Origin of the sequence: Bradyrhizobium huanghuaihaiense (assembly GCF_025200885.1) — a bacterium.
GTDB lineage: Bacteria > Pseudomonadota > Alphaproteobacteria > Rhizobiales > Xanthobacteraceae > Bradyrhizobium > Bradyrhizobium huanghuaihaiense.
This window is the reverse complement of the sequence record NZ_CP104172.1, coordinates 1,520,634-1,532,658: the sequence shown is the minus strand read 5'-3', so window position 1 is coordinate 1,532,658 and position 12,025 is coordinate 1,520,634. Positions and strand designations below refer to the sequence as shown.

Below are 12,025 nucleotides of genomic sequence, written 5' to 3'. Positions count from 1 at the left end.
ATACCAGGGCGATCATGCAAGTTGGGGGCCGGTATGCGGAAACCGGAGCCGGACGGTCAGACCCGGCGCATTCTCATGCAGTGCAATCTCGGCGCCATGAAGGCGCGCGACGGCGGCGACGAGGCTGAGACCGAGGCCGTTGCCCGGCGTGTAGCGGCTCTGCTCGAGCCGGTAGAAGCGCTTGAAGACGTGATCGCGCGCCTCGGTGGGAATGCCCGGTCCGTCGTCGGCGATCGCGATCGCCGCGCCGCCATCTGCATTGCGGCAGGTCACCGTCACCTGCCCACCCTTGCGCCCGTGCTTGATGGCGTTGTCGACGAGATTGGCGACGGCGTCGAACAGCAGGTCGCGGTCGCCCGTGATCGGCACTTCGCGGTCGCCATCGAGACTGAGGCGGGTTGCGACCTGTTCGGCGGCGGCGTCGTAGAGCTCGACGACCTCGCCTGCGATCTCGGTCAGGTTCAGCGCGCGAAAGGCGCTCCGGCGCGCGCGGGTCTCGATCTCCGAGATCCGCGTGATGGAGGCGAACATGCCGAGCACGGCATCGAGATCGGCGATGGTGTCGCCGATCAGCGCCGCGTCGGCCTCGCTGTTGCGCGGCGTATGATAGGCCTTCTCGAGCCGGCCGCGCATGCGCGTCAGCGGCGTGCGCAGATCGTGGGCGACGTTGTCGCTGACCTGCTTGACCTCGCCCATCAGCGTCTCGATGCGGTCCAGCATCTGGTTGAGGTTTTCGGCGACGCGGTCCCACTCGTCGTGACTGCCGCGCAACGGGATGCGGCGGTCGAGGCCCGACAGCATGATGGCACGGCTGGTCGCGTTGATCTCCTCGATCCGGCCCACCGTGCGGCGCGTCACCAGCACCGCCGCAAGGCCGGCGAGGACGAGGAGCAGCACGGCGACCGCGACCATCGCGAGCTCGATCATGCCGGTGAAGCCGTCGTGATCGGCGGCAGCTCCGAGACGGCGCTCCACATAGGCGAGCGTTCCGACATAGACGTAGGCCATGATCGCCGCGACGATCAGCCCGAACGCCGCGATCGCCATCAGCGCCAGACGGAAGGTCGAGGAGCGGAGCGTCTTAGCCAGGAGCACGGAGGCAATATCCGATGCCGCGGATGGTATGGATCAGCGGATAGGCCTGGGCATCGTCGACCTTGCGGCGGACGCGGCCGACATAGACGTCGATGATGTTGGTGGAAGGATCGAAATGCAGGTCCCAGACGTGCTGGAGCAGCATCGCGCGGGAGACGACGCGGCCCTCGTTACGGACGAGATATTCGAGCAGCTGGAATTCCCGCGGCAGCAGCGGAATCTTGCGGCCGCGGCGGCTGGCGCTGCGTGCGATCAGGTCGATGGCAAGGTCGCCGACGCGCAGCAGCGTCTCCTTGGCGATGGTGTCGCTGCGCCGGCCCAGGGCCTCCAGCCGCGCCAGCAGCTCGACGAAGGAGAACGGCTTGACCAGATAGTCGTCGCCGCCGGCGCGCAAGCCCCGGACGCGGTCGTCGACCTCGCCGAGCGCGGAGATGATCAGGAAGGGCGCGGCAATGCCGTCGTCGCGCAACTGGCGCATCACGGTGATGCCGTCGATGTCGGGCAGCATGCGGTCGATGGTGATCACGGCATAGTCGCGCGCGACGCCGTGGCTGAGGGCCTCGCGCCCGGTGGCGGCGAGATCGACGTCATAGCCAGAGGTCGTCAGCTCCTCGACGAGCTGGCCTGCGGTTTCCGGATCGTCCTCGACGACCAGGATGCGGCGGTGACCTCCGGTCATGCGAAACTCCGCGCGACGATCGCCACCAGACTATCCCGTTCCGGGGCTGAGCGGAACTGCCCGATGGCGATCGCGACAATGGTGCGGTACGGCGATACGACTACCAATAGTCTCCGCACACATTGACCCATTGCCATCCATACGGCGTCCAGCTCCTGCGCCAGCAGCCGTCGTCGTAGTAGTTGGCATAGATGAACGGCGCGCCGACGAAGGCGAACCGGCGGAAGTGATGACGGTGGAAGAAGGCATGGCGGCCGATGAAGGGCCTGCCGTGCCAGCCCGTGCCGGCAAACCGCGGTCCAAAGGCGGCGCGGGTCGCCAGCGGAGCTCCGGCAAAGCGGGGTCCGATGGCGGCGCGCGCGGCCATCGGCGAACCGACGAAGCGGGCGCCGCCGAAATGGGCGCCGCCCATCCCGCCAAATCGCATGCCCCCGCCACCCATGCCGCCACCGCCGACATGCATGCCGCCACCACCGAAGTGGCCACCGCCGCCAAAGCCGCCATGGCCACCACCGCCGAAGCCGCCGTGACCTCCACCACCCATGCCGCCACGGGCGAGCACTGGTGAACCGAGCGCCATCACTGCGGCGACCGTCACCGCAGTGAGGCCTTTGAGAAGCCTGTTGTCCATCGAAGCATCCTCCGTGCTGCGCGGCGATATTTCTGCCGCGTCAGAAGGATCAGATGAGAGGAAGGGACAGAGACCTTCAACTTACAAACGCGCCAGATTCTGACGCGGAAGTTAGGGAAGCGGAGCTCCGCTCTCTCCTCGTCATTGCGAGGAGCCCTTGCGACGAAGCAATCCAGACTGTTTCCGCGGCGGCAGTCTGGATTGCTTCGCTGCGCTCGCAATGACGTGGAGATAGCTCTCCCTGTATCCACAGCTAACCTCTCCCCGCAAAGAGCGGGGAGAGGTAAGAGACGTCTCACGCCCGCTTGCCGTTGTTCTTCTCGGCCGCGCGGCGCATGGCCTCGGCAAGCGCGCCGCCGCCGGAGGATTCCTGCTTGCGCGGCGCGGACGAGGTCATGCGGCTCGCGTTGCGCTGGCCGTTGTCGCGCTGCATGCCGGGGGGGTCCTTCTTGGCGCCGACCTCGTCGTCGAGCCGCAGCGTCAGCGAGATGCGCTTGCGGGCGACCTCGAAGTCCAGCACCTTCACCTTGACGATGTCGCCGGGCTTCACCACCTCGCGCGGATCCTTGATGAAGTTCTTCGACATCGCCGAGATATGGACGAGGCCATCCTGGTGCACGCCGATGTCGACGAAGGCGCCGAAGGCGGCGACGTTGGTCACGGTGCCCTCGAGGATCATGCCCTTCTTGAGATCCTTGATCTCCTCGACGCCTTCCTTGAACACGGCGGCCTTGAATGCCGGACGCGGGTCGCGGCCGGGCTTTTCCAGCTCGCGCAGGATGTCGGTGACGGTCGGCAGACCGAAGGTCTCGTCGACAAAATCCTTCGGCTTCAGCGTGCGCACGATCTCGCTGCTGCCGATCAGCGCCTTGATGTCGCTCTTGGTCGCCTCGAGAATCCGCCGCACCACGGGATAGGCTTCAGGATGCACGCCGGAGGCATCGAGCGGGTCCTCGCCGCCGAGGATGCGCAAGAAGCCCGCGCACTGCTCGAACGCCTTCGGCCCCAGCCGCGGCACGTCCTTGAGCGCCTTGCGCGACTTGAACGGGCCGTTGGCGTCGCGATGCGCCACGATGCTCTGGGCAAGGCCCGAGCCGACGCCCGACACGCGCGCGAGCAGCGGGGCGGAGGCGGTGTTGACGTCGACGCCGACGGCGTTCACGCAATCTTCCACCACGGCATCGAGCGATTTGGCCAGCTTGGCCTGGCCTAGGTCATGCTGATACTGGCCGACGCCGATCGCCTTCGGCTCGATCTTGACCAGCTCGGCGAGCGGGTCCTGCAGGCGCCGCGCGATCGAGACCGCGCCGCGCAGGGTGACGTCGAGGCCGGGCAATTCTTCCGACGCAAAGGCCGAGGCCGAATAGACCGACGCGCCGGCTTCCGACACCACGATCTTGTTCATCTTCAGCTCGGCGAGGCCCTTGACGAGATCACCCGCGAGCTTGTCGGTCTCGCGCGAGGCGGTGCCGTTGCCGATCGCGATCAGCTCGACGCGGTGCTTCATCGCGAGCCGGCCGAGCGTCGCCAGCGACTCGTTCCACTGCCGCTGCGGCTCGTGCGGATAGATCACGGCCGTATCGACCACCTTGCCGGTGGCGTCGGTGACGGCGACCTTGACGCCGGTGCGGTAACCGGGATCAAGCCCCATGGTGGCGCGGGTGCCGGCGGGCGCGGCCAGCAGCAGGTCGCGCAGATTGGAGGCGAACACGCGCACCGCCTCGGTTTCGGCCGCATTCCACAGCCGCATGCGCAGGTCGATGTTGAGATGCACCTGGATCTTGGTGCGCCAGGCCCAGCGCACGGTGTCGACCAGCCAGCGGTCGCCGGCACGCTTGAGGTCGGCGATAGCGAAGCGCTTCATGATCTTCAATTCATAGGCGCTGGGCACACCGGGCGGCGGTGCTTCGGCCTCGGGCTGGATCTGGAGATCGAGGATCTCCTCCTTCTCGCCGCGGAACATCGCGAGGATGCGGTGCGACGGCAGCCTGGTCAGCGGCTCCGAGAAATCGAAATAGTCGGCGAACTTTTCGCCCTCGGTCTTCTTGCCGTCGCGCACCTTGGAGGCCATGCGCGCGTTGGTCCACATCTCCTCACGCAGCGCGCCGATCAGGTCGGCGTCCTCGTCGAAGCGTTCGACCAGGATGGCGCGGGCGCCGTCGAGCGCGGCGGCAGCATCCGCAACACCCTTCTCGGCGTTGATGAAGCCTTCCGCCACGACCTTCGGATCGTTGCCGGGCTCGGCGATGAGCTGGTTGGCGAGCGGCTCGAGGCCGGCTTCCTTGGCGATCTCGGCCTTGGTGCGGCGCTTGGGCTTGAACGGCAGATAGATGTCTTCCAGGCGCGCCTTGCTGTCGGCGGCCATGATGGTGGCTTCCAGCGCGGCATCGAGCTTGCCCTGCTCGCGGACCGATTCGAGGATGGCCTTGCGGCGGTCCTCGAGCTCGCGCAGGTAGACCAGGCGCTCCTCCAGGGTGCGCAATTGCGCGTCGTCGAGCGCACCGGTCGCTTCCTTGCGGTAGCGGGCGATGAAGGGAACCGTGGCGCCGCCGTCGAGCAGCGTCACCGCCGCCTCGACCTGCTCCGCCCGAACCCCAAGCTCCTGCGCAATTTTCTGGTTGATATTTGCCACGCGAGAATCCCTCTATCCAAGCACGCGACGCAGGGGCGAACCACTGGCCGCGGGACGCCGCTTATGGACCAACCAAGGTTGATTCATCAAGGTGCGGCGCGCAACCGTCGACAGAGGATTTTTTTGCTGGATCGATGCGATCTCGCCACATTCATGGGGATGGCGCGCGTTCTCTCTTGCGTCGCGACAAACCCAAATAGCCGACCCGTCATCCCTGCGTAACGGCGAAGCCGTTATCGCTGGAGGTGCGAGGCATGGGACGCAACGCGTCCCATGGAGAGCTCGAAGGATGAGCGGCCGGGATGCAGCCGGGCCGTCGCCCTTCGTGGGCCGCTGAAGAAGCGGCCACCTCCAGCGACAACGGCTTCGCCGTTGCGCGGGGGTGACGGTGAGAAATGGCCGCTTGTGGCTTGACAGGTCCAGCGCTTCCACGGCTGGTGAACCTGCCGGACCACCGAACTCCATGTGAGAACTAGAATGCGCACCACATCGGTCGGCGTCTTCAAAATCGCCACCACGGGCCCCGGCGACGTCTCCGGCCTGATGGCCATGATCGGCTCCGGCGCGATCGATCCGAAGTCGATCCTCGCCATTCTCGGCAAGACCGAGGGCAACGGCGGCGTCAACGATTTTACCCGGGAGTACGCCGTCGCCGCGCTGTGCACGGGGCTGGCACCAAAGCTTGGCCTGTCGCCGGAGGCGGTCGAGCAGCGCATCGCCTTCGTCATGTCCGGCGGCACCGAAGGCGTGCTGAGCCCGCATATCACGGTGTTCACGCGGCATGAGGCCGATCGCCCGGCTGGCCTGTCCGGCAAGCGCCTGAGCATCGGCATGGCGCATACTCGGGATTTCCTGCCCGAAGAGCTTGGGCGCTCCGCACAGATCGCGGAGACGGCCAAGGCTGTGAAGGCCGCGATGGCGGATGCCGGCATCCTCGAGCCCGCCGACGTGCATTTCGTGCAGATCAAGTGCCCGCTGCTGACCAGCGAGCGTGTCGCGACGGCAAACGCGCGCGGCAACAAGACGGCGACGACGAGCTCTTACAGCTCGATGGCCTATTCACGCGGCGCCTCCGCGCTGGGGGTTGCGGTCGCGCTCGGCGAGATCGGCCCCGACGTCCGCGACGAGGACGTGCTGCGACGCTACGACCTGTTCTCGAACGTCGCATCCACCTCGTCCGGGATCGAGCTGATGCACAACGTCGTCATCGTGCTCGGCAACTCGCAGTCGTCAGCGAGCGAGTTCGAGATCGGGCATGCCGTGATGAAGGACGCGATCGACGCGCCGGCTGTGGTATCGGCATTGAACAGCGTCGGGCTTGGCGTCGCACCGCAAACCGGCGCGGGCCGCGCGCTCGTCAACATCTTCGCCAAGGCGGAAGCCTCGCCTGACGGCAGCGTGCGCGGCTTTCGCCACACCATGCTCGAAGACACCGATATCAGCTCGACGCGCCACGCCCGCGCTGCAGTCGGCGGACTGATCGCAGGCCTTGCCGGCACCGGCGCGGTCTACGTGTCCGGCGGCGCCGAGCATCAGGGGCCGGCCGGCGGCGGTCCGGTTGCGGCGATCGCGCGACTGTCGGATTGATAGAGCGAGCATCCCCGATCGTCCGACCTCTCCGCCCGGCGCAACCCTGCCCCTCGCGCCGGCTCAGTTGATTCACGCGGGCCATTGCGAAAAAGGTGGCGCCGCACCTTAAGGGGATTTTGACTGCATGACTTTGCCGATGAGCTGGAATGAATGGGCGCAGCACGATGGCGTGGCGCTGGCGGCACGCGTCCGCAAGGGCGAGCTGACGGCGAAGGAATTGGCGCGCCAGGCCGCCGCCGGCGTCGCCAAGGTCAATCCGGCACTGTCGGGCGTGGTCGAGCTGTTCGAGGACGTGATCGCCGATCCTGCCAAGGACGGCGCCAATCTCGCAGGTCCGTTCGCCGGCCTGCCCTTCCTGATGAAGGATCTGGGACCGACCATGAAGGGCCGGCTCCAGGAAATGGGCTCGCTGCTGATGCGCGGCAATCGTGCCGCGGCCGACACGTTCCTCACCGGTAAATTCCGCCAGGCGGGGCTCAACCTGATCGGACGCACCACGACGCCGGAATTCGGCGTATGCAGCTCGGCCGACAATCCCGCCGTCTATGTCACCCGCAATCCCTGGAACACCGACTACACCACCTGCGGCTCGTCGGCGGGCAGCGCCGCGATGGTCGCCGCGGGCGTCGTACCGATCGCGCATGCGACCGACGGTGGCGGCTCGATCCGCATTCCCGCCGGCGTCAACGGCAATATCGGCCTGAAGGTCTCGCGCGGCGTGTTCTCGCTGGCCCCGCACATGTCCGACCTCACCGGCCTCGTCTCGATCCAGGGCTGCCAGTCGCGCTCGGTGCGCGACACCGCCGCCTTCGTCGATCATGCGCGCGGGCCCGCGCCCGGCGAGTTCATGCCGTTCTGGACCACGGCACAGCCGTATTCCGAGATGATCAAGCGCGATCCGACAAAACTTCGCATCGCGCTGTCGCACACCTGGGGCGATTACACCGCGACGCCTGAGATTGCTGCCGAGTTGGAGAAGACCGGCCGCTTCCTCGAAGGCCTCGGCCATCACGTCGACTACGCGCTACCCGAGCTCGACTTCCGCGCCGCCTTTGCGGCGCAAACGACCTGCTACATCTCGAACTTTTCCGTGGTGATCTCGAACATGCTGGCCGCGCGCGGGCTGGAGCGCCCGCCGGAGAATCTGATCGAGCCGATGAACATCAGGATCTGGGAAGCCGGACTTCACACCAGCTTTGCCGATCGGGCGAAGATGCAGGCCGCGTTCAACACGACATCGCGCGGCTTCGGCAGCTTCTTCGAGCAGTGGGACGTGATCTTGACGCCGATCACCGCGCTGCCGACGCCGAAGGTCGGCACAAGGGAATATCTCACCATCTCCGACAATCCTGACGTGCTCGACTGGTTCGGCAATCTCTGGCGCTTCTTCGCCTTCACGCCGCTCGCCAACCTCTGCGGCATGCCCGCAATCTCGATGCCGATGGCAGCGCAGGACCACGGCCTGCCGCTCGGCATCCAGGCCATCGCCAAGCAGGCCAATGACGGCCTGCTCTTGCAGCTCGCCGCCCAGATCGAGCGCGCGCTCGACGGCAAGTGGAACGGCGGCAAGAAGCCCAAGGTGCATGTCGGCTGAAGCGGGACTATTTGTTTCGTAGTCCCCACGCTTGCGGCCATCCTTCGAGACGCCCGCCGTTGGCGGGCCCTCAGGATGAGGTCTCGTTTCGTGGCGAGAATGTCAGACCCTCATGGTGAGGAGCGCCGCCTCGCGGCGCGTCTACGGACGACGCTTCGCGTCGCCGCGAGAACCATGCAGGCCCGCGCGACGGCCTTCAGTTCTTCACCGCCGGAATGTCCTCCGCGGGCTGCTGCTGGCCCTGCTTGTACATCGCGAGCGCCTTGTCGAGCGCTTCGCGTAGCGCGAGCGCTGCAGGGACACTGCAGCGCAGATGCGCGGTCTGGACCACGTCGACCCTGACGGCGGCGCCGACCGGCATCAACAGGTTCGCGGCGAGCTCGATCTGGATCGCACCATTGTGATGGCCGAAGCACGATGCACCGTCGAAATAGATGATCGGCGCCCGCTCCGAGCTCGAGGTCGAAATGGTGGCGAGCCCCTGGGTGGTGCCGGGTGTCTCGGGATCGGTCATGGGCGCTCCTTGCGGGCATTGGACGAACGAAGCGCCCACCATCGTTGCTTTGGCCTGCCCTGTCGAGGCCAAACCGCCCCCCGGGGCCGGCGTCCCGGGCGAGGCGTATCGGGTTTTGCGCGGCGGCGGGCACTGGTCTAGAACAGCGCCATGTCCACTGCACCTGCCACGCTCCCGTTCGAGGAACTCGCCGAGGCCATCAAGGGCCGCCGCTCCGACTACGGCCATATCAGCGGGCTCCAGCTCGACCGCTTCGCACCTGGCGAGGCCTGGTCCAGCCTGCCCTACCGTCCCGTCTTCGTCGGCGACGCCGAGACCGGCGTTCTGCATGGCGGCGTCGTCACCGCGATGCTGGACGAGAGCTGCGGCATGGCTGTGCAACTCTCGCTCGACGGCACGCGCGCCATCGCAACCCTCGACCTGCGGATCGACTACCAGAAGCCGGCGACGCCCGGCCTCGACATCAAGGCGCATTCGGTCTGCTACCGCACCACGCGCTCGATCGCCTTCGTGCGCTCCACCGCCTATCAGGAGTCCGAGGACGATCCGGTCGCGACCGCGACCGCCTGCTTCATGATCGGCGCCAACCGCACCAACATGCTCGCCGACCGCCGGATGGATGCGCGCAGCATTCCGACGCTCGAGGCGCCTGAGGATCCCGATGGTCCGTTCGCGCGCAGCCCGTTCGCGCGCGCTCTCGGCATCCGCATCAACGACGACGGCACGCTGACCATGCCGTTCTCACCAAAGATCATCGGCAATCCGATCCTGCCCGCGATCCATGGCGGCATGACCGGCGCCTTCCTCGAGACCACGGCCATCATCGGGGTCGCGCGCGAGCTCGGCGCCGCCGCGCCGCCCAAGCCGATCGGACTCACTGTCAACTATCTCCGTTCCGGCCGCGCGCTCGATACCTTTGCCAACGTCTCGATCGTGAAGCAGGGCCGTCGCATCGTCGCCTTCGAGGCGCGTGCCTGGCAGGACGATGCGGACAAGCCGATCGCCACCGCCTTCGGTCATTTCATGCTGCGGCCGACGCCCGGAAGTGACGAGGAATAGACGTATTTTCCCTTGACGGAGGGGAACCGGGCCACAACGATAGCGCAGTTCCTGCGAGAGGTATTGGGTTGCGGCATCCGATCGACATCATCGCCATGTTCGCTGCGATCTGGCTGCTCGCCTCGATGGTGCTCGACGCGCTGACTCCGAAGGAGCTGACGGCGATCATGATCGCCATCGCCATCGGGCCCGCCATCGTCATCACCGCCGTGTTTTACTATCTGCGCTGCCCGCGCACGGATTTCGCAGTGATCTTCGCGGCACTCTGGCTGATCTCGGATATCGCCATCGCCTTCATCTCGCAGAAGGAGCTGCCGCATTTCCTGATCGTGCTCGGCTTCGCCCCGGCCCTGCTGATCGGCATCGTGCTGCACTGGCAGCGCTTCCAGCGCCGCCACGAGCAACTGCCCGCGCCGTCGGTGAAGCGCAGTTAGCGCGGCAGCAGATTCGTCTTCGCGAGATCGAGCACCTCGTCGCCGCGGCCGTTCATCACGGCACGCAGCACCCAGAGGCTGAAGCCTTTGATCTGCTCGGGCGTGATGGTCGGGGGCATCGACAGCTCCTGCTTCGCGGTGACGACGTCGAGCAGTGCCGGTCCGTTGTGGGCCAGCATCTCCTTCATCGCGCCCGGAAGCTCGCCGGGATCCTCGACGCGCTTGGCAAAGATGCCCATCGCGCGGGCCATGGCGGCGAAGTCGGGGTTGTCCAGATCGACATTGGTGTCGACAAAGCCGGCCGCCTTCATCTCCAGCGCGACGAAGCCGAGCACGCCGTTGTTGAAGACGACCACCTTCACCGGCAGCTTCATCTGCGTCAGCGTGATGAGGTCGCCCATCAGCATGGTGAAGCCGCCGTCGCCCGAGAGCGAGATCACCTGACGGCCGAGCTGGGCGGCCTGCGCGCCGATCGCCTGCGGCATCGCATTGGCCATCGAGCCGTGCACGAAGGAGCCGATCAGCCGGCGCCGGCCGTTCATGTCGAGATAGCGCGCGGCCCACACCGTCGGCGTGCCGACATCGGCGGTGAACACGGCGTCGTCGGAGGCGTGGTCGCTGATGACCTTTGCGAGATATTGCGGATGGATCGGCTTGCTGCCCGGCGTGCCCTTGGCGAGCGAGTCCAGGCCTTCGCGCGCCTTCTTGTAGTGGGCGATGGCATCGTCGAGATGCCGGCGCTGAGTCTTGGTGTTGAGCAGCGGCAGCAGCGCCTCGATGGTCAGCTTGACGTCACCGACGAGGCCGAGATCGATCCTGCACCGCCGTCCTAGATTTTCCGGGCGGATGTCGATCTGCGCGACCTTCGCATCGGACGGAAAGAACTGCTTGTAGGGAAAATCGGTGCCGAGCATCACCAGCGCGTCGCAGGCATGCATCGCGGCGTAGCCCGAGGAGAATCCGATGAAGCCGGTCATGCCGACGTCGTACGGGTTGTCGTATTCGACATGCTCCTTACCGCCGAGCGCATGCACGATCGGGCTCTTCAGAGCTTCCGCAAGCTGCATCAGCGGCGCATGCGCGCCGGCGCAACCGCGGCCGCAGAACAGAGTGATGCGCTCGGCGCCGTTGAGGAGGTCCGCCAGCGCTTTCAGCTCATCCGTCTGCGGCACGACCTTCGGTGCCGCCAGCGAAAGCCCGCGCGCCGTCGACAGCGCGCGCTTGGGCGGCGCGCGGAACGCGATATCGCCGGGCATGGCGACGACGGCGACGCCGCGCAGGCCCACCGCCGCGCGGATGGCGTTTTCCAGCACGTAAGGCAGCTGGCTCGGGTCCGACACCAGCTCGCAATAATGGCTGCATTCGCGAAACAGATTCTGCGGGTGGGTCTCCTGGAAATAGCCGCCGCCGATCTCGGCGGTCGGAATTTGCGCCGCGATCGCCAGCACGGGGACGCGGCTGCGATGCGCATCGAACAGGCCGTTGATGAGATGCAGATTGCCCGGACCGCAGGAGCCGGCGCACACCGCAAGGCTTCCCGTCATCTCGGCTTCACCGGCGGCCGCGAAGGCTGCGACCTCCTCGTGGCGGACATGGATCCACTCGATTGTGCCGCGGCGGCGTAGCGCTTCAGTGAGAGCGTTCAGGCTATCGCCGACGATGCCGTAGATGCGCTTGACGCCGGCCTGCTCGAGCGTCGCCACGAACAGATCGGCCACATTGTTGATCGCCATGTCGGTCTCCTGCTGCGCCGGTCGCATGTCTACGATGCTCGAATCTCAGCATCGCGACACAATG

Annotated in this window: 10 protein-coding genes; 4 read left to right on the top strand and 6 right to left on the bottom strand. The window is 66.5% G+C overall.

The features are described 5' to 3' along the window. Window positions 1-12: 12 nt before the first annotated feature. From N2603_RS07260 to N2603_RS07245, 4 genes are all read right to left on the bottom strand, one after another. The gene (locus N2603_RS07260) at window positions 13-1,095 is read right to left on the bottom strand and encodes a sensor histidine kinase (protein ID WP_260388216.1); all 1,083 of its coding nucleotides are present in this window, start codon (window positions 1,093-1,095) and stop codon (window positions 13-15) included. Continuing rightward, on the bottom strand, window positions 1,082-1,774 hold the full coding sequence (locus N2603_RS07255) for a response regulator transcription factor (protein WP_018643736.1): 693 nt from the start codon (window positions 1,772-1,774) through the stop codon (window positions 1,082-1,084). Before N2603_RS07255 ends, N2603_RS07260 begins: the two co-directional genes overlap by 14 nt. A 100-nt stretch (window positions 1,775-1,874) precedes the next feature. Next, window positions 1,875-2,405 (bottom strand): hypothetical protein, encoded by a 531-nt coding sequence (locus N2603_RS07250; protein WP_260388215.1) that lies wholly within the window; start codon window positions 2,403-2,405, stop codon window positions 1,875-1,877. 295 nt (window positions 2,406-2,700) lie between these two features. Beyond that, window positions 2,701-5,037 (bottom strand): Tex family protein, encoded by a 2,337-nt coding sequence (locus N2603_RS07245; RefSeq protein ID WP_260388214.1) that lies wholly within the window; start codon window positions 5,035-5,037, stop codon window positions 2,701-2,703. A 477-nt stretch (window positions 5,038-5,514) separates the two neighbouring features. Between N2603_RS07245 and atzD the strand changes: the two genes are divergently transcribed. Then, window positions 5,515-6,624: a cyanuric acid amidohydrolase gene (atzD, locus tag N2603_RS07240; RefSeq protein ID WP_260388213.1), complete on the top strand. Its 1,110-nt coding sequence runs from the start codon at window positions 5,515-5,517 to the stop codon at window positions 6,622-6,624. Window positions 6,625-6,751: 127 nt separating this feature from the next. Beyond that, on the top strand, window positions 6,752-8,221 hold the full coding sequence (locus N2603_RS07235) for an amidase (RefSeq protein WP_260388212.1): 1,470 nt from the start codon (window positions 6,752-6,754) through the stop codon (window positions 8,219-8,221). 196 nt (window positions 8,222-8,417) lie between these two features. Here the strand turns inward: N2603_RS07235 and N2603_RS07230 are convergent, their stop codons facing one another. After that, a complete protein-coding gene (locus tag N2603_RS07230; RefSeq protein ID WP_018643740.1) occupies window positions 8,418-8,735 on the bottom strand; it encodes a hypothetical protein in 318 nt (105 codons plus the stop codon). 150 nt (window positions 8,736-8,885) lie between these two features. Between N2603_RS07230 and N2603_RS07225 the strand changes: the two genes are divergently transcribed. Together N2603_RS07225 and N2603_RS07220 are read left to right on the top strand one after the other, a co-directional pair. After that, the gene (locus N2603_RS07225; protein ID WP_260388211.1) at window positions 8,886-9,794 is read left to right on the top strand and encodes a PaaI family thioesterase; all 909 of its coding nucleotides are present in this window, start codon (window positions 8,886-8,888) and stop codon (window positions 9,792-9,794) included. Window positions 9,795-9,862: 68 nt separating this feature from the next. Continuing rightward, window positions 9,863-10,228 carry a hypothetical protein gene (locus N2603_RS07220; RefSeq protein WP_018643742.1) on the top strand — a complete coding sequence of 122 codons (366 nt, stop codon included), beginning with the start codon at window positions 9,863-9,865 and terminating at the stop codon, window positions 10,226-10,228. On the opposite strand, the gene poxB is transcribed toward N2603_RS07220, so the two are convergent. Further along, window positions 10,225-11,961 carry a ubiquinone-dependent pyruvate dehydrogenase gene (gene poxB / locus N2603_RS07215; RefSeq protein WP_260388210.1) on the bottom strand — a complete coding sequence of 579 codons (1,737 nt, stop codon included), beginning with the start codon at window positions 11,959-11,961 and terminating at the stop codon, window positions 10,225-10,227. The genes N2603_RS07220 and poxB overlap by 4 nt on opposite strands. Between the last annotated feature and the right edge of the window lie 64 nt (window positions 11,962-12,025).

What these genes read in the sequence shown, in the direction of transcription:
- N2603_RS07255 (WP_018643736.1), bottom strand. Translation starts at nt 1,774, where the DNA reads ATGACCGGAGGTCACCGCCGCATCCTGGTCGTCGAGGACGATCCGGAA.
- N2603_RS07250 (WP_260388215.1), bottom strand. Translation starts at nt 2,405, where the DNA reads ATGGACAACAGGCTTCTCAAAGGCCTCACTGCGGTGACGGTCGCCGCA.
- atzD (WP_260388213.1), top strand. Translation starts at nt 5,515, where the DNA reads ATGCGCACCACATCGGTCGGCGTCTTCAAAATCGCCACCACGGGCCCC.
- N2603_RS07235 (WP_260388212.1), top strand. Translation starts at nt 6,752, where the DNA reads ATGACTTTGCCGATGAGCTGGAATGAATGGGCGCAGCACGATGGCGTG.
- N2603_RS07230 (WP_018643740.1), bottom strand. Translation starts at nt 8,735, where the DNA reads ATGACCGATCCCGAGACACCCGGCACCACCCAGGGGCTCGCCACCATT.
- N2603_RS07225 (WP_260388211.1), top strand. Translation starts at nt 8,886, where the DNA reads ATGTCCACTGCACCTGCCACGCTCCCGTTCGAGGAACTCGCCGAGGCC.
- poxB (WP_260388210.1), bottom strand. Translation starts at nt 11,961, where the DNA reads ATGGCGATCAACAATGTGGCCGATCTGTTCGTGGCGACGCTCGAGCAG.